We start from the raw sequence: 19,236 nt of genomic DNA on the forward strand, positions 1-19,236 counted from the left end.
CCCGTTCAAGGCGCCCCTCTTGCGTCAAGATACTTGCGTCAAGACACGTTCCGCAGCAAGATTCTTTGGTATTCGTCAAACGCGTCGCCGAGCCCGGACTGCATCCATGAAACTTCATGACTTCAATTTCGAAGGTCAGAATGGCGAGAGCTATCAAATCGAGTTCGCCCTCGACCATCTCGCCGCATTGCAAAGGAATGCCGCGCGGGTGACCTGCTTGGGCATCTATAAGGAAAACCCGACAGCCGATCCCATCGAAATCACCTTCACGATGGAAATCGCGCAGATGGACGGAGGCCAGGGCGAAACACTCGATATTTTCGTTGAAGACCGGCTCATCGCGTCTATTCCGCTGGACGACCACGACCGGATCGAACGCTTTCTCGAAGCGGAGCAGGAACAGACCTCTCCGTTTGATAAGGACCCTTGGGAGATCCTCACGGAAGGCATGGACGCCGAAGCCGTGCTCGATACGGTGGACGGTATTCCTTTGGGAGACCCGATGGCCTGCCTGATCAAGGCTGGCATTGTCTCAACCGCAGCCCAGTTTCTCACCTGCCGCGAATCATTGGATCTGTCGCTCGGCCTCGCGAAGAAGACACGCGCTCTTCTCACCTGTCTTGGACAGAACATGGCGACGATCGCGATCAAGACGGCACTTCGAACCCTGCGCTGTGTCGCCATGTTGGGTTGATCCGTCCTGACCGGCGCTGGACAGCATGACGGCATCGTTCCGGCGATTGCCCACAGCGTCAGATGAAGCCCGTCCCGCACATATGAATAATGCTACGCAGGAGCCGCGAGTCGTGCTATGCTGCGGAAATGCGCTATGCCCTTGCTCTCCTGTTGAGCCTGCCCGGCCTCGCCCACGCGGACGAGACACCCACGGATTGCGCCTGCATCAACCGCGACGGTTCCGAAACACCGTTGGGGCAGATCGCCTGCCTCACAGTCGGTGGCGAAACGTTCCTCGCCCGCTGTGCCATGTCGCAGAACGTGCTCACCTGGCGGCGCGTACAGGACGGCTGTCTCAGTTCCCGGGCGCGGCCGATCTCCGTCCCCGCCTCGCTGCCGCGCGGCTGACAGCGCCCGACTGGCTCAGCCTTCGGCCGCCTTCGCCATTTCCTCCTCGAACTGGCGGCGCAGGTGCTTGCGTGCCACCGCCGCCTTTTGCCGCCGCTCTTCCACCGTATCCAGGACCTTCAGGTCCGGCACTTGCGCCGGACGGCCATCGTCGTCCACCGCGACCATGGTGAAATAGCAGGAGTTGGTGTGCCGGCTGCGGCCGGTCCGGATGTCCTGCGCCTCCACCCGGATGCCGATCTCCATCGAGGTGCGCCCGGCGCTGTTCACGCTGGCCCGGAAGGTCACCAGTTCGCCGACGTTGATCGGCTCCTTGAACACCACCTGGTCGACCGAAAGCGTCACCGCGTACCGCTGCGAGAACCGCGAGGCACAGGAAAACGCCACCCGGTCCAGCAGGTTCAGCAGCGCGCCGCCGTGCACCTTCCCGCTGAAGTTCGCCATGTCCGGCGTCATCAGCACCGTCATTTCCAGCTTGCGCGAATCCATGCCTCGGCCCCCGTCTGCGATCACTTGCCACCGGATTAGCGCAAAGCCGTGGGGCCGCAAAGCCGTGCGGCGTCAGCGCAGAAGCTGCAAGGCGATGCTGGCCGAGGAATAGCTCACCTGCGCGGAAAATGTCGTCAGATAGGCCGTGTAGCCGCTCTCCGCCCCGTCAGGCACCCCGTCTTCCGGCGCGCCGGGCGCCGCTGCCTCATCCGTCACAGCCGCCTCGGGCACGGGCATCGGCTCCGCCCCGTCGCCGCCCGTGTCATCCGCGACCGCAGGCGCCCCGGTCACGGCGACGCCAGTGAAACTCATGGAGAGGCTGACGAAGACCGCCTCAACCACCACGGACGTTTCGCTGCCCGCGCGCAGGGCGTTCCGCTCATGCGCGATGCGGGAGGCAGCCTGGCCCTGGCTCTCCCCTTCCAGCCGTTCCGCCTTGGCGCGGTGACCGATGGACTGCGCGGCGGCGCCCCGCGCACCCTCCGCCGGACGATTATGAAGATGCCCCTGCGCGGGCTGCATTGCCGAGGTTGCCTGCATGTCTTTCCCCTTTCCGTTCGCCCGGAAAGGGTGCGTCATGCGCGTAAACACCGGACGAACGCGCCCGCGCAAAATCGTTTCAATCCAAGCGAACGGCCCGCCTCAGTCGCCCCACTTGTAGTTGAAGCTGACAGAGATCCGCTCGTCTTCCTCGGCCATGTTCATCGGCACCTCGTGGCGCAGCCAGCTTTCCCACAGCACGATGTCACCGACCGCCGGCTGCACGTAGATGAAGGGTTTCAGCGTCTCGCGCGCGTCCTTCTTGCGGGCCGGGGCGGCCATCATCATCTGGAGGCGCGGGTCCTCCAGCTTCAGCGCGCTCGCGCCCTCCGGCATCGCCACGTAGGTCGTCCCCGAGATCACCGAGTGCGGGTGGATGTGGCTCGAATGCGTGCCGCCCGGGGGCAGGATGTTGATCCAGATGTCCTCCAGCACGATCTCCTTGTCGCCAAGGTCGAAATCCAGATCCGCCACGAAGGCCGCCACGTGCCTGTCGATCACCTTCACGAGGTCCGCGAAGATCGGGAAGCGCCACGGCAGGTCGGTCAGCGAGGCATAGGAGGTGTAGCCGGGATAGCCCTGCGTCTCGCACCATTCCTGACCGGCCTCGTCGTCCTCGGCGATGGAATAGCAGGACGCCTCCAGCTCTGCCGCGTCGACCTCTCCGTGTTCGGACAGCGCGGCGCGGTACAGGGGGGTCGTGAACAGGGGAGTGATCGTTGCCATCTTGGCCTCCGTCTTCGCTGCGCGGCGCTATGGGAATCGGACGCCGCCGCCCCCCGGTCGTGCACGCAACTTTAAGCAAATGGATGTTACCCCGGCCTTCGTGGGGATTCGGTTCGTCGCATGTCTACAGAGAGGGTTTCTATGTCGCCACTCATTCTACTCGGCCTCGTGGGCCTCGGGCTCTTTGCCGTCGCGGTCAACCAGCACGATTACACCACCGACGATGACGGCGACTCCGGCGAAGGCGACGAAAGCGCCGAGGCGCCGACGGACACCGGCGACAGCTTTGACGTCGACACCGGGGACGATACCGGCAGCGGCACTCCCGACGAAGAGGACACCGGCGGCGGCGCGGGTAAGATGCTGAGCGGCACCGATGGCGACGACACCATCACTCTGGACGGCCCTGCGGGCCCGGGGATCGAGGTGTCGGCAGGCGCTGGCAACGATCTGATCGACCTCTACGACGGCTCGACCGACCCGGTGGAACTGGACGCGCAGCTTCTCGACGGCGCGCTTCTGTCCGGTGGCGAGGGCAACGACCTGATCGAGGCCTACAGTACCGCATCGACCATCACCGGCGATGGGGGCAACGACACGATTTCCGGGCGACATGACGGTGCCAGCATCGACGGGGGCGCGGGCAACGACCTCGTCTCCATCACCTCGTCGGAGGAGGGCGCCGGGTCCGACATCAGGGGCGGCGCCGGGGCCGACACGATCTCTGCCTTCATGGACGGGGGGCGGGTCGACGGCGGGGCAGGCAACGACCTGATCTTCGCCAACCCCGCGCCCACCACCCCGACCGAAATCGACGGCGGCGAAGGCAGCGATCACCTCGTCATCAACGCCGTCACGCCGCTGATCCAGCAGTGGGAGGCCGGAGTCCGGGTCACGGGCGGGGACGGCGCGGACATCTTCGATCTCATCGTCGCACCGGGCGGGACCGAGATCGCCGATACGCCGCCCGGCGCGGTGTCCACGCTGGCGGACGGCACGGTCCAGGTCGACATCGGCACGATCACCGACTTCTCGGCGGGCGAGGACCTGCTGCTGATCGACGGGACGACAAATGCCAGCCAGTTCACCCTCGCCGCCATCGAACTGGAAGAGACGGCGCCCGACGGTGCCCCCCTCTCGACCGTGGTGCGGCTGGTCTACGAGATCGACGCGACCGATGTCGCCAACCGCGACGTGGTCCTGACACTGAGCGGGGCAAGCGGGCTGACCGTGGAGGACGTGATCGTCACCGGCGCGGGCACAACCGCCGTGCCGCTGAACTTCATCGGCCGGGACGCCGCAGCCGCCTGAGCCGCCTCAGGCCAGCCGGCTGGTCCGCCGCAGGGATGCCAGAACGCCGTTGTCGACCGCCTCGCGGTGGATCGCACCGATCTGGGCGGGGATCTCGGGCAGGTTCAGAAGGCGCGCGATGGCAAAGCGGTGCCCTGCCCCGCCCGACCGCAGGAGGGTGCCGTCCCGCGCCACGTGCAGGAGGATGCCGCCGTGCTCTCTCCGGAAGTTCTCCGGCAGTTCCTCGCGGTTGAGGAACCGGCCCTCCGCCAGCGTCCGGGCCTTCAGCAGGTCGATGCCGGCAAACCGGCGCCGCAGATCCTCGACCGAGCCGCAGCCGTCCGGTTTCTTCCCTTCGCCGATCTGCCGCAGCATCCGCTGGTACATCGGCGTGTCTTCCCAGTCCGCCCCTTCGAAGAACCGCATCCGGCAGCTCTTCATGCGGATCGTCTCGCCGATTTCGCTACGGTGCCGGTCCCAGTCGCCGCCGACGACCCGGGCGCTGTCATGCCGCCTGAGCCGCAGCCTGGCCCCGCCAGTGTACTCGAAGCGCACCTCAGCCGGGTCCACGTAGATCGCGGAATCCGAGGGCGGCACCACCGCGCCGAACCGGACGCGGTTGATCATGTCACGCAGGACCTTGTGCGGCACATGCGCTTCGACGGATTTGATCCAACGGGTCGGGTGCCAGTAATAGACGGGGCTGCGGCGGTGAGCGTAGGACGGCATGGGAAAAGGGAACCTCAGACGGGTCTCATCGGGCAAGAATAAATCGTCATGAAAATGAATTAAAACTGTTACACGCTTCGCGCAACGCGGCGGACGTTACGTCAACCCGTGACCCGGCAGCAAGCGGCGCACAGAGACGTCAGAGCTCACGAAAAAACCCCGCCGGCGACCGGCGGGGTTTCAAGCATTTCAACCGCGTGAGCGGAAGGACCGGGCTTACCAGTCCTCGCGAACCACGACGCGGGTCTTGATCGGCAGCTTCATCGCGGCCAGGCGCAGCGCCTCGCGGGCGATGTCCTCGGCAACGCCGTCGATCTCGAACATCACGCGACCGGGCTTCACCTTGCAGACCCAACGGTCGACAGAGCCTTTACCCTTACCCATACGAACTTCGATGGGCTTCGCGGTCACCGGGGTGTCCGGGAAGATGCGGATCCAGACGCGGCCCTGACGCTTCATGTGACGCGTCATGGCACGGCGGGCTGCTTCGATCTGGCGTGCGGTGACACGCTCCGGCTCGGTGGCCTTCAGACCGTAGTGACCGAAGTTCAGGTCGGAACCGCCCTTCGCCTCACCCTTGATCCGGCCTTTGAAGGCCTTCCGGAATTTAGTGCGTTTCGGCTGAAGCATGATTACCTCCGGTCGTCACGACGACCGCCGCCTGCACCGCGAGGTGCCGGGCCGTCCTGGATTTCCTGGCTCTTCCGGTCGCGGGCCTGGGGATCATGTTCCATGATCTCGCCCTTGAAGATCCAGACCTTGATACCGATGATGCCGTAAGGCGTGGTCGCCTCGACGTTGGCATAATCGATGTCGGCGCGCAGCGTGTGCAGCGGCACGCGGCCTTCGCGGTACCATTCGGTCCGTGCGATTTCCGCGCCACCCAGACGGCCAGCGACGTTCACCCGGATACCCAGGGCGCCCATGCGCATGGCGTTCTGCACGGCCCGCTTCATCGCGCGGCGGAAGGAAACCCGGCGCTCAAGCTGCTGGGCGATGGACTCGCCGACCAGCGTGGCGTCCAGTTCCGGCTTCCGGACCTCGACGATGTTCAGGTGCAGCTCGCTGTCGGTCATGCGGGCGATCTTCTTGCGAAGCACCTCGATGTCAGCGCCTTTCTTGCCGATGATCACGCCCGGACGCGCGGTGTGAATGGTCACACGGCACTTCTTGTGGGGGCGCTCGATGATCACGCGGGCAATGCCGGCCTGCTTGCACTCTTCGTGGATGAAGTCACGAATGCGCAGGTCTTCCAGCAGCAGATCGCCGTAATCCTTGGTGTCCGCGTACCAACGCGAATCCCAGGTCCGGTTGATCTGGAGGCGCATCCCGATCGGATTGGTCTTGTTACCCATTAGGCTTGCTCCTCAACCTGACGCACCTTGATGGTGATCTCCGAGAACGGCTTGTTGATGCGGCCAAAACGGCCACGGGCACGCGGGCGACCGCGCTTCATGACCAGGTTCTTGCCCACATAGGCCTCGGCGACGACCAGTTCGTCGACGTCCAGGCCGTGGTTGTTCTCGGCGTTGGCGATGGCGGACTGAAGGCACTTCTTAACGTCCTGCGAGATCCGCTTCTTGGAGAAGGTCAGGTCCGTCAGGGCCTTCTCGACCTTCTTGCCGCGAATGAGCGCCGCGACGAGGTTCAGCTTCTGCGGCGAGGTGCGCAGCATGCGCAGTTTCGCCATCGCTTCGTTGTCCGCCACGCGGCGGGGATTCTTATCCTTGCCCATGGCTTACTTCCTCTTGGCTTTCTTGTCCGCCGCGTGACCGTAGTAGGTGCGGGTCGGAGCGTATTCACCGAACTTCTGGCCGATCATGTCCTCGGTCACGTTGACCGGGATGTGCTTCTGGCCGTTGTACACACCGAAGGTGAGACCAACGAAGTGCGGCAGGATGGTGGAGCGGCGCGACCAGATCTTGATGACCTCGTTCTTGCCGGATTCCTTCGATTTTTCGGCCTTCTTCAACACGTAAGCGTCGACGAAGGGGCCTTTCCAAACAGAGCGTGCCATAGATTAGCGACCCTTCTTCTTGGCGTGGCGCGAGCGGATGATGAGCTTTTGCGACGCCTTGTTCGTGTTGCGGGTCTTCTTGCCCTTGGTCGGCTTGCCCCACGGCGTCACCGGGTGACGACCGCCGGAGGTCCGGCCTTCACCACCGCCGTGCGGGTGGTCGATCGGGTTCATGACGACACCGCGGACGGACGGACGGATGCCCTTGTGGCGCATGCGGCCCGCTTTACCGAAGTTCTGGTTCGAGTTGTCGGGGTTCGACACGGCACCGACGGTCGCCATGCACTCCTGACGGACCATGCGCAGTTCGCCCGAGGACAGGCGGATCTGTGCGTAACCACCGTCACGGCCGACGAACTGGGCGTAGGTGCCCGCGGCGCGTGCGATCTGGCCGCCCTTGCCGGGCTTCAGCTCGATGTTGTGGACGATCGTCCCGATCGGCATGCCCGAGAACGGCATGCAGTTGCCCGGCTTGATGTCGGCCTTGGCGGAGGCAACCACCTTGTCGCCGATGCCGAGGCGCTGGGGCGCGAGGATGTAGGCTTGTTCACCATCATCATACTGGATCAGTGCGATGAATGCGGTGCGGTTCGGGTCGTATTCAATGCGAACGACGATGCCGTTCACGTCGAACTTGTTCCGCTTGAAATCGACGATCCGGTAGAGACGCTTTGCGCCACCGCCACGACGGCGGGAGGTGATACGTCCGGTGTTGTTCCGGCCGCCCGACTTCGTCAGACCCTCGGTGAGGGCCTTGACGGGGCGTCCTTTGTACAGCTCCGAACGGTCGATCAGCACCAGCCCGCGCTGGCCCGGCGTCGTCGGCTTGTACGACTTGAGTGCCATGCTTTCTGTCTTCCGTTAGCTAGCAGCCGGTTGCCCGGCTTATGTAATAGCCCCCCGAAGGTGGCCAGAAGTATAGGCCCCCGAAGGTGCCCGATTCGCTATCCGCATCGCGCAAAAGCGAAGCCCCGGACGAATCCGGGGCCGTTGCGGATGGGGTCGTGTAGGGGATGCAGGACAACGGGTCAAGGGCCAAAGCCGTTGATGCCATGACTCGTCGGCAAAGCATGGCATAGTGGCCGGGCACACTGAAGATTGGGGAGCGCGGCCAGCGTGTACAATAAGCAATAGGCAGCACGGGCCCGCAATCCTCTGCCCATTTCCGCGGCATCACATCTAGTTTTTGGCCGAAATGCGCCGCCGACCCGACGTTTCACGTCCATCATGTGCCAGCCCTTGGTGGGGCAAAAAGGGGACCTTGCCCATAACGCGGGAGACTGGCCGGTCGATGGGAAAAGCGCATCCACGCAGGTTCGTCATGGCTGGCTGCAAAGCGTCTTGGATCTTCCGATTTTAAACATCTTATCAGATAGATACCGCGCCCTACAAATGGCCAATTGCGATCCTAGCCGCCGGGTTCCAGGTATTGAACGCCCTCGGGACGCGCACTCATTGCAACGCCCCAAATGCCCCGCATCCCAGCCCCCATCCCGACCGTTTGTGCCGCCCGGTCGCGGGAACAAGGCCGGAACCGCGCGCCGTCCAGCCTTGTTAAAAGGTGTAACTTCAAGGAAACGACATGCGCGGCAAGATGGGAAAACTGTTCGACTTCATGCACGGGAGGCTGCGCCCCCGCGCCGAGGACGATGCGCTCCATATCGCCGCCTACGAAGGGGATACGGTGCGGATAGGTGAGCTGATCACCGAGCGCGGCGCCGATCCGAACCTGAGCCTCGCGACGATGATGAGCGCCTCGATCGAACGGACGGCGCTGTTCCTTGCCATCCAGGAACACAACCTCGCCGCGGCCCGGCTGCTGGTGGAGCTTGGCGCCGATCCGGACCTCAGGGACGGGCAGAACGTCACCCCGCTGATGTCCGCGGCGGCGCTCGGCAACATCGACCTCGTGCAGCTTCTGCTCGACCTTGGCGCCGATCCGAACGCCTACCGCGACAGCGACCACGCCTCGCCCCTGTCGTTCAGCATCCACGAGGACGACCCCGACGCGATCCTGCCGATCGTCTCGGCGCTGATCGCGGCGGGCGCCGATCCGGAGGGCGCCGTGGCCGCGGGCCAGAGCGTGCTGATGCTGGCCGCGCGGCAGAACCTGCCGGCGGTGATCCGCACCCTGCTGGCCGCCGGGGCGGACCCGGATCGCACCTGCACGCTGACCTGGGCGCTTGGCTGGACGGCGCTGGACCACGCCATCCACGAAGCCTCCGCCAACGCGCAGGAGGTGCTGGCCCCGGTCACGACGCTGCCCGTGACGGTCCTCCCCGTCAAAACGTCCTGACCGCAGCCCTCCCCCGCCAAAGCAAAAGGCCCCCGCAGATCTGCGGGGGCCTTCGCTGTTCTCGCTGACGGGGGCATCCCCCGCCTCGATCCGGTCAGAGGCCGGTGGACACGTCGATGGTGTTGCCCTCTTCGAGCATCACATAGGCCTTCTTCACGTCACGGCGCTTGCCGGTCTTGCCACGGAAACGCTTCACCTTGCCCTTGGTGATGGTCGTGTTCACGGCCTTCACCTTCACACCAAAGAGCGCCTCGACGGCTTCCTTGATCTGCGGCTTGTTCGCGTCGATGGCCACTTCGAAGACAACCGCGCCGTGCTCGGACGCCATGGTGGACTTCTCGGTGATGATCGGCTTGCGGATCACGTCGTACTGTTCTGCCGTCGCGGTCATTTCAGTCGAGCCTCCAGTGCTTCGACACCCGCCTTCGTGATCACCAGGGTGTCACGCTTCAGGATGTCATAAACGTTGGCACCGATGGTCGGCAGGACGTCCAGACCTTCGATGTTGCGGGCCGCCTTGGCGAAGTTCTCGTTCACCTCGGCCCCGTCGATGATCAGCGCGCGCTTCCAGCCAAGCTTCGACACCTGAGCGGCGAGCGCCTTGGTCTTGCTTGCGCCGTCGATGGAGTCGATCACGATCAGGGCGCCGTTGCGGGCCTTGTCGGACAGAGCCATCTTCAGGCCGAGTGCGCGGACCTTCTTGGGCAGGTCATGGGCGTGCGACCGCGGGGTCGGGCCCTTGTAGATGCCGCCCTTGCGGAAGATCGGCGCCTTGCGGGAACCGTGACGTGCGCCACCGGTGCCCTTCTGGCGGTAGATCTTCTTGGTCGAATACGACACTTCCGAGCGGGTCTTGACCTTGTGCGTACCGGCCTGCGCCTTGTTGCGCTGCCAGCGGACGACGCGGTGGAGAATGTCGGCGCGCGGCTCCAGCCCGAAGAGGGCCTCGTCCAGCTCGACTTCGCCAGCGGAACCGCCGTCGAGGTTGATTACGTCGAGTTTCATTCCTCACCTTCCTTCTTCTCGGCCTCGATGTCGGCCTCGGCCTCTTTCAGGGCCTGGGCCTCCTGCGCGGCCTGCTCCTCGGCGAGGCGCTTGGCTTCGGCTTCGGCCTCTGCGGCGGCTGCCGCTGCGGCTTCCTCTGCCTGGCGCTGCGCTTCCTTCTTGGCGCTCGCCAGAGCGGCCGGAAGGATTGCGTTCTCCGGGAAGGGCTTCTTCACGGCGTCCTTGACGGTGACCCACGATCCCTTCGGGCCCGGAACGGCACCCTTGATCATGATCACGCCGCGGTCGCTGTCGGTCTTGACGACCTGCAGGTTCTGCGTGGTCACACGGACGGAGCCCATGTGGCCGGCCATCTTCTTGCCCTTGAACACCTTGCCGGGGTTCTGACACTGGCCGGTGGAGCCGTGCGAGCGGTGGGAGATGGACACACCGTGCGAGGCACGCAGACCGCCGAAGTTGTGACGCTTCATGCCGCCGGCAAAACCTTTACCGATGGTGATGCCGGACACGTCGACGAACTGACCTTCGAAGTAATGGTCGGCGATGATTTCCTCGCCCACTTCGATCAGGTTGTCCGCGGTCACGCGGAATTCGACAACCTTGCGCTTGGGTTCCACGTTCGCCTTGGCGAAGTGGCCGCGCATGGCCTGGCTCGTGCGCTTTGCCTTGGCGGTGCCACAGCCGAGCTGCACGGCGGAATAGCCGTTGGTTTCATCTGTGCGCTGCGCGACGACCTGGAGGTTGTCGAGCTGCAGCACGGTGACGGGGATCTGCTTGCCGTCTTCCATGAAGACGCGAGTCATGCCGATCTTCTTTGCGATCACACCAGAGCGCATGTCTACCCCCTTATACCTTGATCTCGACGTCAACGCCGGCGGCGAGGTCGAGCTTCATGAGGGCGTCCACGGTCTGCGGAGTCGGATCGACGATGTCGAGCAGACGCTTGTGCGTGCGGATCTCGAACTGGTCCCGAGACTTCTTGTTCACGTGCGGGCCGCGCAGAACGGTGAATTTCTCGATCTTGTTGGGCAGCGGGATCGGCCCGCGGACCTGTGCGCCGGTACGCTTGGCGGTGTTGACGATTTCCTGGGTGCTTGCGTCGAGCACGCGGAAGTCGAACGCCTTCAGCCGGATACGGATGTTCTGGTTCATCGAACAGTCCTATTTTGGCGTTTCGGTTGAGAGGAGGATGGGCGACCACCGCACACCCTCATCGAACCGTAAGGGCGGGAATCACCCCGCCCTTGAACGTCCCTATGGACGTTGCGCGCGTATAGGCGCTTTGGGAGGGTGGGGCAAGCGCTTAAGCACCGAATTCCCCCGGCCGCGCGCGTGTTTGCCCGAAGGGCGGCGCAGAGCCCCGCCCTACGGGGTGGGGTGGGGCTTGGGAAGGTGCGCGATGTCCTGTGGACAAGCGAACCGGGGGCAATAGAAAAGGGCGCCCCGTTTGGGACGCCCTTCGTTGTTCTCGGCCGGGCAGGCGCCCGGCACAGGTCGCGATCAGGCGACGATCTTGGAGACGACGCCCGAACCGACGGTGCGGCCGCCTTCGCGGATGGCGAAGCGCAGGCCTTCTTCCATCGCGATCGGTGCGATCAGCTCGACGTTGAACTTCAGGTTGTCGCCCGGCATCACCATCTCGGTGCCTTCCGGCAGCTCGACGGTGCCCGTCACGTCGGTCGTGCGGAAGTAGAACTGCGGACGGTAGTTCTTGAAGAACGGCGTGTGACGGCCACCCTCTTCCTTGGTCAGGATGTAGACCTCGCACTCGAACTTCGTGTGCGGGTTCACCGACTTCGGCTTGCACAGGACCTGGCCGCGCTCGACCGCGTCACGGTCGATGCCGCGCAGCAGCGCGCCGATGTTGTCGCCTGCCTCACCGCGGTCCAGCAGCTTGCGGAACATCTCGACACCCGTGCAGGTCGTCTTCTGCGTGTCCTTGATGCCGACGATTTCCAGTTCGTCGCCGACGTTCACCACGCCACGCTCCACGCGGCCGGTGACCACGGTGCCGCGGCCGGAGATCGAGAACACGTCCTCGATCGGCATCAGGAACGGCTGGTCGGTGGCGCGCGGCGGCTGCGGGATGTACTCGTCCACGGCGGCCATCAGTTCGCGGATCTTGTTCTCGCCGATGGCTTCGTCACGACCTTCGAGAGCGGCCAGCGCCGAACCCGCGATGATCGGAATGTCGTCGCCCGGGAAGTCGTAGGCGGACAGCAGTTCGCGCACTTCCATCTCGACGAGCTCCAGCAGCTCCTCGTCGTCCACCTGGTCGACCTTGTTCAGGAACACGACCATCGCCGGGATGCCCACCTGACGGCCGAGCAGGATGTGCTCGCGCGTCTGCGGCATCGGGCCGTCGGCCGCGTTCACCACGAGGATCGCGCCGTCCATCTGCGCCGCGCCGGTGATCATGTTCTTCACGTAGTCGGCGTGGCCGGGGCAGTCGACGTGCGCGTAGTGGCGTGCCTCGGTCTCGTACTCGACGTGCGCGGTCGAGATGGTGATCCCGCGGGCCTTCTCTTCCGGCGCGCCGTCGATCTGGTCGTAGGCGCGGAATTCGCCGAAGTACTTCGTGATCGCCGCGGTCAGCGTGGTCTTGCCGTGGTCAACGTGACCGATCGTGCCGATGTTGCAGTGCGGTTTCGACCGCGAAAACTTTTCCTTTGCCATGGTATTGGCTCCCTTTTCTTGTCGGATGGTGGGGTTGAAACCCACCCTACTAAGTTGGGTAGGGCGGGGTTTCCCCCGCCACCCGGCTTATGCGTACTTCGACTGGATCTCGTCCGAGATGTTCTGCGGAACCGGATCGTAGTGGTCGAACTGCATGGTGAACTGCGCGCGGCCCGAAGACATGGAGCGCAGGGTGTTGATGTAGCCGAACATGTTGGCCAGCGGCACGAAGGCCTTGATCGCCACGGCGTTGCCGCGCGGCTCCTGGCCCGACACCTGACCGCGACGGGAGGTCAGGTCGCCGATGATGGAACCGGTGTACTCTTCCGGCGTCACCACTTCCACGTTCATCATCGGCTCAAGCAGCTTTGCGCCGGCCTTCTTCAGACCTTCGCGCATGCACATCCGCGACGCGATCTCGAACGCGAGGACCGAGGAGTCGACGTCGTGAAACTTGCCGTCCAGCAGGGCCACCTTGAAGTCGATCACCGGGAAGCCTGCCAGCGGACCGGAGTCCATGACCGACTTGATGCCCTTTTCGACACCCGGGATGTATTCCTTCGGAACCGCGCCGCCGACGATGCGGGACTCGAAGGAGAACCCTTCGCCCGGCTCGGTCGGGGTGATCTCCAGCTTGACTTCGGCGAACTGGCCGGAACCGCCGGACTGCTTCTTGTGGGTGTACTGGTGCTCGATCTTGTGGGAGATCGTTTCGCGGTACGCCACCTGCGGTGCGCCGATGTTGGCCTCGACCTTGAACTCCCGCTTGAGGCGGTCGACGAGGATGTCGAGGTGAAGTTCGCCCATGCCCTTCATGATGGTCTGACCGGACTCGATGTCGGTCTCCACGCGGAAGGACGGGTCTTCGGCGGCAAGACGCGCCAGACCTGCGGACATCTTCTCCTGGTCGCCCTTGGTCTTGGGCTCGACCGCGATCTCGATCACCGGCTCCGGGAAGGTCATGGTTTCCAGAACCACCGGGTCCTTCGCGTCACACAGCGTGTCACCCGTGGTGGTGTCCTTCAGACCCGCCAGCGCGATGATGTCGCCTGCAAAGGCTTCCTCGATCTCTTCGCGGTTGTTGGAGTGCATCATCATCATACGACCGATGCGCTCTTTCTTGCCCTTGGTGGAGTTCAGGATCGAGTCGCCCTTCTTCATCACGCCGGAGTAGACGCGGGTGAAGGTCAGCGAGCCCACGAACGGGTCGTTCATGATCTTGAATGCCAGGCCGGCGAACGGCATGGAGTCGTCCGCACGGCGCGGGATGTCACGGGTTTCCGTCTCGTCGCCCGGCTTGAAGCCCATGTAGTCGACGACGTCCAGCGGGGACGGCAGGTAGTCGACAACGGCGTTCAGCAGCGGCTGCACACCCTTGTTCTTGAACGCGGAACCGCCCAGGACCGGAACGAAGTGCAGCGCCAGCGTGCCCTTGCGCAGCAGTTTGCGCAGGGTCGGGACGTCGGGCTCTTCGCCTTCCAGGTAGGCTTCCATCGCGTCGTCGTCTTCCTCGACGGCCGCTTCGATCATCTTGCCGCGCCATTCCTCGGCGAGCTCCTTCAGCTCGTCGCGGATCGGGCCACGGACCCAGGAGGCGCCAAGGTCTTCACCCTTCCACACCCACTCTTCCATGGTCACGAGGTCGACGAGACCTTCCAGCTCGGACTCGGCGCCGATCGGCAGCGCGATCGGAACGGCGCGCGCACCGGTGCGGTCCTCGACCATGCGGACACAGTTGAAGAAGTCGGCACCGATCTTGTCCATCTTGTTGACGAAGACGATGCGCGGAACCTTGTAACGGTCGGCTTGGCGCCACACGGTTTCGGTCTGCGGTTCGACGCCGGCGTTGGCATCCAGAACGCAGACGGCACCGTCGAGAACCGCCAGCGAACGCTCGACTTCGATGGTGAAGTCGACGTGCCCGGGGGTGTCGATGATGTTCATGCGGTACTTGGTGTCATCCGTGCCCTCGGGGGTCGGATCTTCCTGCCACTGCCAGAAGGTCGTGGTCGCAGCGGAGGTGATGGTGATGCCACGCTCCTGTTCCTGCTCCATCCAGTCCATCGTGGCCGCACCGTCGTGCACCTCGCCGATGTTGTGGGATTTGCCCGTGTAGAACAGGATCCGCTCCGAGCATGTGGTCTTTCCGGCGTCGATGTGCGCCATGATACCGAAGTTGCGGTACCGTTCGAGGGGATAATCGCGTGCCATGGGTATGGGTCCTCTGGGGGTAATCTCTGCGCGGGCGCTTAACCCTCGCCTCCGATAAGTTCAAGCGTCGCGTTGCCGCGAACGGCAAAGAGCGGCCAAAGCCCGTCCCCGGGCCCGGCCACTCCGGTGTGCGGATGTGAGGAGCACCCGTTTCCCGCCCCGACTCCCGATCCGTGTCCGGAGTTCTCTCCGGCGGGATCGGGGCAGAAGGGGCGCGGGTGCTCCGGCATCTGTCTTACCAGCGGTAGTGCGAGAACGCCTTGTTGGCGTCTGCCATCTTGTGCGTGTCCTCGCGCTTCTTCACCGCGGCACCACGGGACTGGACGGCGTCGATCAGCTCACCGGCCAGACGCTCTTCCATGGTGTTTTCGTTGCGGTTGCGGGACGCGGTGATCAGCCAGCGGATGGCCAGCGCCTCGCGGCGCTCCGGACGCACTTCGACCGGCACCTGGTAAGTGGCACCACCGACGCGGCGCGAACGCACTTCGACGGACGGCTTGATGTTGTCGAGCGCCTCGTGGAAGATTTCCAGCGGCGCGCGCTTCACCTTGTTCTCGACGCGGTCGAGCGCGCCGTAGACGATGCTTTCGGCGACGGACTTCTTGCCGTCGTACATCAGGTTGTTCATGAATTTGGTCAGAACGCGGTCGCCGTACTTGGCGTCGGGCAGGACTTCGCGTTTTTCTGCGGCGTGACGACGGGACATATCAGTATCCTCTTCTTCTCTGAGTTACTTCGGACGCTTCGCGCCGTACTTCGAACGGCGCTGCTTCCGGTCCTTGACGCCCTGGGTATCCAGAACACCGCGCAGGATGTGGTAACGCACACCCGGAAGGTCTTTCACACGGCCGCCACGGATCAGGACAACGGAGTGCTCCTGAAGGTTGTGGCTTTCACCGGGGATGTAGGAGATGACCTCGTAGCCGTTGGTCAGGCGGACCTTCGCAACTTTCCGCATCGCGGAGTTCGGCTTCTTCGGGGTGGTGGTGTAGACGCGCGTGCAGACGCCGCGCTTCTGGGGGCACTGCTCCAGGTGCTGGGACTTGGAGCGCTTGACTTTGGGCTGCCGCGGCTTGCGGATCAGCTGCTGAATCGTGGGCATGTAGACGTTATCCCCGTGCTTCTCACTTGGTGCCGGGGATCGGGCCCGGCGGGTTCAGGTCTGGCCCGCTCCGTCCGGACGCCCGCGGGGCGCCCATGGGATGGGCCGGTTCGGTGCGCCGCGGGTGCGCCGGGCCAGGGCCCTTGCACACAAACGACTTTTGGTCCGCATCCGACCCCTTACCGGAGGGCCTACGCGGGGGCGTTCCAGAGGTCCCGGGCTTGCATCGCCCCGAACTTGATCGCAGTCTCTGTCATGAGACGGTGGTTCGGTATCAAACGGAAGCGCCCAGACAACGTCCGGGCGCAACGGATTGGAGGCGCGTATACGCAGAGTCGCCCCCCTTGTCAACACCGCCGCCCCCGGCCCCTCGGCAAGCGGCTCACAAGCGCCTGTCAGAGCTGCGCGGCGACCGCCGCCTTGTCGATGACCGACAGCACCTCCGCGATGCGGCCGCCCTCCACGCGATAGAACACGTTCTCGGAAAACGCCACCCGCCGCCCGTCGACGTCCAGACCAAAGAGCGCGCCCGCGGGCGTGCAGTCGAAGTCGAGCCGCACGGCGATCCACGGCGGATCGACCGCCAGAAGCGCGATCCGGAACCGCAGGTCCGGAATGGCCGCCACATCGCCCTCCAGCATCGCGCGATACCCCGCCAGCCCGATCGCCTCGTCACCGTAGCGCACCTTCCCGGCCACGAAATCGCCCAGCCGGTCCCAGTCCCGCGCGTTCAGGCAGGCGATGTAGCCGCGATAGAACGCCGCCAGCGCATCCCGATCCATTCCCGTCTCCCAAGCCACCGATGCCCCCGCTGTACCGCGGCGGCACCCCGGCGAACAGCCCCCTTCATCTTGGTTCAAATACCTCCGCCGGAGGCGGCCCGAGGAGAAGGCCGCAGGCCGCCTCCGAGACACCCTGCGCGCGCGCCAGCGCGCACCGCATGACCACCCCCACGGGCCCCACGGCCGCACGCCCGCTGGACAGCCAGGCCGCCCCAAGGCACTCTCGCCGCGCACGCCGCCGGAGCCCCCCATGCAAGTGATCGGATTTTGCCGTTTCTCCTACCCCGCCGAAGGCGGCTTCCAGGTGGAGCACGACACGACCGAGGCCCGCGCCGCCTATCTCTACGCCCCCGGGCGGATCGAGGAACGCTTCCGCCACTTCGAGACCATCTGTCTGCCCTCGATCCGGTCGCAGACCGACCCGGACTTCCTCTTCGTCATCCTCATCGGCGACACCATGCCCGCGCCCCTCCGTGCCCGGCTGGAGGCGCTCACCGCCGGCATGCCGCAGGTCCGCATCCTCGCCCGTCCGCCCGGGCCGCACCGCAAGGTCTGCCAGCAGGCCATCAATTCTGTCCGGGACATGAAGCAGCCCAGCCTGCAGTTCCGCCACGACGACGACGACGCCGTGGCGCTGACCTTTGTCGAGCGGCTGAAGGAGGCCGCCCTCGACGCCGCGCCGCTGCTGGAAAAGAACCGCCTCATGGGCTTCGACTGGAACCGCGGCTACGTCGCCCGGCCCGACGCGCAGGGGATCTGCGGCGAGGTGCAGGTGATGCCGTTCTGGGGCGTCGCGCAGGCGGTCTACGTCCGGCCCGGCACCCGGCAGAGCGTAATGAACTTCGGGCACCAGAAGCTGATGACCTTCATGCCCTGCCTCACCTTCACCGACGAGGTCATGTACCTGCGCGGCCACAACGACCACAACGACTCCCGGCAAAAGAAACACGTCCGCCCCGTCAGACTGCCCCGCCTCGACGCAGAAGGCGAAGCGCTCCTGAAGGAACGCTTCGCCATAGATGCAGATCATGTCAGGCGCGTGTTCGGCGCCTGAGGGAAGATCCCGAAAGCCTCAGCTGTCGCCGTCGGCCAGGGTCACGTGGATGATCTCGCCATCGGCCTTGTCGGTGGCCAGCAGGAACGATCCGTCCTCCAGCACCTCCACGTCACGCACGCGGCCAAGGTCGGTCAGCAGGCGCTCTTCCTCGGACACCGTGTCGCCGTCCCAGCCGAGACGCACGATCCCCGGCGCCACCAGCGCGGCGATCAGCAGGTCGCCGTCCCACTCCGGGAACATACCGCCGTCGTAGAAGGTCATGTCGCCCGGCGCGATCACCGGATCCCAGTAGTAGTCGGGCTGCTCCATGCCGTCCTGAACCGCGATGCCCTCGCTCACCTCGGAGCCGTCGTAGTTCACACCGTAGGAGATCACCGGCCAGCCGTAGTTCTTGCCCGCCTCGGTGATGTTGATCTCGTCACCGCCCGCCGGGCCGTGTTCCAGCGTGAAGAGCTGGTCGCCGCGCATCGCCGCGCCCTGTACGTTGCGGTGGCCGTAGGACCAGATCGTGTCGATGGCGTCCTCCTGCCCCACGAACGGGTTGTCCTCGGGGGTGGAGCCGTCCAGCGCCACGCGCACCACCTTGCCGTAGGTGGTCGACAGGTCCTGCGACTTCACGCGCTCTTCCTCGGTGAAGTGCTCGCCGGTGGTGATGAAGGCATGGCCGTTGCCGTCAAAGACGATCCGGCTGCCGTAGTGCATCGCCGCCGGGCTAGGCGGGTCCTGCACGAAGATGTCGGAAACCTCGGTCAGCTCGGTCATGTCCTCGGACAGCTTGCCGCGCGCCGCGGCGGTGGCGGATGTACCGTCGCCCATGCCCTTGGCATAGGTGAAATAGATCCAGCGGTCTTCCTCGAAATCGGGTCCGACCTTCACGTCCAGCAGACCCGCCTGCGTGCTGTTGCCCGCGGACTCGTTGAAGATCTCCGGCAGGCCGGCAATCGGCTCCGACACGGTGCCATCCATCTGCACCACGCGCAGCCGTCCCGGGCGTTCGGTCACCAGAAGGCCCGCCTCGCCGGGCAGCGCCTCGATCGCCCACGGATGCTCCAGCCCCTCGGCAAGCACGGTCTGGGTGTAATCGTAGTCGGATGTGACCAGGTCGGCCCGCGTCTGGTTCTCGAAGGCCGGCTCGAAATCGGCTTTCTTCTCGCCCCATTCGTGGGTCTGCGCGAGGGCGGGCGTGGTGGCCAGCGCGGCGACGGCAGTCAGCGAGGTAAAGATGCGTGTCAT

Annotated in this window: 24 protein-coding genes; 5 read left to right on the forward strand and 19 right to left on the reverse strand. The window is 64.8% G+C overall.

The annotated features are described in order from the left end of the window. Positions 1–106 precede the first annotated feature (106 nt). On the forward strand, positions 107–694 hold the full coding sequence (locus tag CDO87_RS07960; RefSeq protein ID WP_100928284.1) for a hypothetical protein: 588 nt from the start codon (positions 107–109) through the stop codon (positions 692–694). Between the two features lie 89 nt (positions 695–783). Continuing rightward, on the forward strand, positions 784–1,083 hold the full coding sequence (locus CDO87_RS07965) for a hypothetical protein (protein WP_254698375.1): 300 nt from the start codon (positions 784–786) through the stop codon (positions 1,081–1,083). Between the two features lie 15 nt (positions 1,084–1,098). On the opposite strand, the gene CDO87_RS07970 is transcribed toward CDO87_RS07965, so the two are convergent. From CDO87_RS07970 to CDO87_RS07980, 3 genes are all read right to left on the reverse strand, one after another. Continuing rightward, positions 1,099–1,572, reverse strand: coding sequence for an acyl-CoA thioesterase (locus CDO87_RS07970; protein WP_100928286.1), 474 nt, complete (start codon positions 1,570–1,572; stop codon positions 1,099–1,101). Between the two features lie 72 nt (positions 1,573–1,644). Further along, positions 1,645–2,112 carry a hypothetical protein gene (locus CDO87_RS07975; RefSeq protein ID WP_100928287.1) on the reverse strand — a complete coding sequence of 156 codons (468 nt, stop codon included), beginning with the start codon at positions 2,110–2,112 and terminating at the stop codon, positions 1,645–1,647. A 102-nt stretch (positions 2,113–2,214) separates the two neighbouring features. Further along, positions 2,215–2,838, reverse strand: coding sequence for a 2OG-Fe(II) oxygenase family protein (locus CDO87_RS07980; protein WP_100928288.1), 624 nt, complete (start codon positions 2,836–2,838; stop codon positions 2,215–2,217). Between the two features lie 141 nt (positions 2,839–2,979). Between CDO87_RS07980 and CDO87_RS07985 the strand changes: the two genes are divergently transcribed. Beyond that, the gene (locus CDO87_RS07985) at positions 2,980–4,149 is read left to right on the forward strand and encodes a calcium-binding protein (RefSeq protein WP_157814942.1); all 1,170 of its coding nucleotides are present in this window, start codon (positions 2,980–2,982) and stop codon (positions 4,147–4,149) included. A gap of 6 nt (positions 4,150–4,155) precedes the next feature. Here the strand turns inward: CDO87_RS07985 and CDO87_RS07990 are convergent, their stop codons facing one another. The 6 genes from CDO87_RS07990 to rplB form a co-directional block, all read right to left on the reverse strand. Next, positions 4,156–4,857 (reverse strand): hypothetical protein, encoded by a 702-nt coding sequence (locus CDO87_RS07990; RefSeq protein ID WP_100928290.1) that lies wholly within the window; start codon positions 4,855–4,857, stop codon positions 4,156–4,158. 216 nt (positions 4,858–5,073) lie between these two features. After that, the gene (rplP, locus tag CDO87_RS07995) at positions 5,074–5,487 is read right to left on the reverse strand and encodes a 50S ribosomal protein L16 (protein ID WP_005854810.1); all 414 of its coding nucleotides are present in this window, start codon (positions 5,485–5,487) and stop codon (positions 5,074–5,076) included. A gap of 2 nt (positions 5,488–5,489) precedes the next feature. Then, a complete protein-coding gene (gene rpsC, locus CDO87_RS08000; protein ID WP_100928291.1) occupies positions 5,490–6,212 on the reverse strand; it encodes a 30S ribosomal protein S3 in 723 nt (240 codons plus the stop codon). Next, positions 6,212–6,592 (reverse strand): 50S ribosomal protein L22, encoded by a 381-nt coding sequence (rplV, locus tag CDO87_RS08005; RefSeq protein ID WP_005854806.1) that lies wholly within the window; start codon positions 6,590–6,592, stop codon positions 6,212–6,214. The genes rpsC and rplV overlap by 1 nt, the downstream gene beginning before the upstream one ends. Before the next feature lie 3 nt (positions 6,593–6,595). Continuing rightward, entirely contained in the window at positions 6,596–6,874 is a 279-nt protein-coding gene (rpsS, locus tag CDO87_RS08010; RefSeq protein ID WP_100928292.1) for a 30S ribosomal protein S19, read from the reverse strand. 3 nt (positions 6,875–6,877) lie between these two features. Further along, positions 6,878–7,720 (reverse strand): 50S ribosomal protein L2, encoded by an 843-nt coding sequence (rplB, locus tag CDO87_RS08015; protein WP_100928293.1) that lies wholly within the window; start codon positions 7,718–7,720, stop codon positions 6,878–6,880. Between the two features lie 736 nt (positions 7,721–8,456). Here rplB and CDO87_RS08020 point away from each other — a divergent pair. Then, positions 8,457–9,170, forward strand: coding sequence for an ankyrin repeat domain-containing protein (locus tag CDO87_RS08020; protein ID WP_100928294.1), 714 nt, complete (start codon positions 8,457–8,459; stop codon positions 9,168–9,170). Between the two features lie 94 nt (positions 9,171–9,264). Here CDO87_RS08020 and CDO87_RS08025 read toward each other — a convergent pair whose 3' ends face one another. From CDO87_RS08025 to CDO87_RS08065, 9 genes are all read right to left on the reverse strand, one after another. Next, positions 9,265–9,561, reverse strand: coding sequence for a 50S ribosomal protein L23 (locus CDO87_RS08025; RefSeq protein WP_100928295.1), 297 nt, complete (start codon positions 9,559–9,561; stop codon positions 9,265–9,267). Continuing rightward, the gene (gene rplD / locus CDO87_RS08030; protein ID WP_100928296.1) at positions 9,558–10,175 is read right to left on the reverse strand and encodes a 50S ribosomal protein L4; all 618 of its coding nucleotides are present in this window, start codon (positions 10,173–10,175) and stop codon (positions 9,558–9,560) included. The genes CDO87_RS08025 and rplD overlap by 4 nt, the downstream gene beginning before the upstream one ends. Next, positions 10,172–11,011, reverse strand: coding sequence for a 50S ribosomal protein L3 (gene rplC / locus CDO87_RS08035; RefSeq protein WP_100928297.1), 840 nt, complete (start codon positions 11,009–11,011; stop codon positions 10,172–10,174). Before rplC ends, rplD begins: the two co-directional genes overlap by 4 nt. Positions 11,012–11,021: 10 nt before the next feature. After that, positions 11,022–11,327, reverse strand: coding sequence for a 30S ribosomal protein S10 (gene rpsJ / locus CDO87_RS08040; RefSeq protein WP_005862788.1), 306 nt, complete (start codon positions 11,325–11,327; stop codon positions 11,022–11,024). A 348-nt stretch (positions 11,328–11,675) separates the two neighbouring features. Continuing rightward, complete coding sequence (gene tuf, locus CDO87_RS08045) at positions 11,676–12,851, reverse strand: elongation factor Tu (protein WP_100928298.1); 1,176 nt, start codon at positions 12,849–12,851, stop codon at positions 11,676–11,678. Between the two features lie 87 nt (positions 12,852–12,938). After that, positions 12,939–15,062: an elongation factor G gene (gene fusA / locus CDO87_RS08050; protein WP_100928299.1), complete on the reverse strand. Its 2,124-nt coding sequence runs from the start codon at positions 15,060–15,062 to the stop codon at positions 12,939–12,941. 235 nt (positions 15,063–15,297) lie between these two features. Further along, positions 15,298–15,768, reverse strand: a complete 471-nt coding sequence (gene rpsG / locus CDO87_RS08055) for a 30S ribosomal protein S7 (protein WP_100928300.1) — start codon at positions 15,766–15,768, stop codon at positions 15,298–15,300. Positions 15,769–15,792: 24 nt separating this feature from the next. Next, on the reverse strand, positions 15,793–16,164 hold the full coding sequence (rpsL, locus tag CDO87_RS08060; RefSeq protein ID WP_005862801.1) for a 30S ribosomal protein S12: 372 nt from the start codon (positions 16,162–16,164) through the stop codon (positions 15,793–15,795). Between the two features lie 395 nt (positions 16,165–16,559). After that, a complete protein-coding gene (locus CDO87_RS08065; RefSeq protein ID WP_100928301.1) occupies positions 16,560–16,946 on the reverse strand; it encodes an ester cyclase in 387 nt (128 codons plus the stop codon). A gap of 250 nt (positions 16,947–17,196) precedes the next feature. On the opposite strand from CDO87_RS08065, the gene CDO87_RS08070 reads away from it, so the two are divergent. Further along, entirely contained in the window at positions 17,197–18,000 is an 804-nt protein-coding gene (locus CDO87_RS08070) for a putative rhamnosyl transferase (RefSeq protein WP_100928302.1), read from the forward strand. Between the two features lie 18 nt (positions 18,001–18,018). On the opposite strand, the gene CDO87_RS08075 is transcribed toward CDO87_RS08070, so the two are convergent. Further along, positions 18,019–19,236 carry a PQQ-dependent sugar dehydrogenase gene (locus CDO87_RS08075; protein WP_100928303.1) on the reverse strand — a complete coding sequence of 406 codons (1,218 nt, stop codon included), beginning with the start codon at positions 19,234–19,236 and terminating at the stop codon, positions 18,019–18,021.

The organism is Sagittula sp. P11 (assembly GCF_002814095.1).
GTDB lineage: Bacteria > Pseudomonadota > Alphaproteobacteria > Rhodobacterales > Rhodobacteraceae > Sagittula.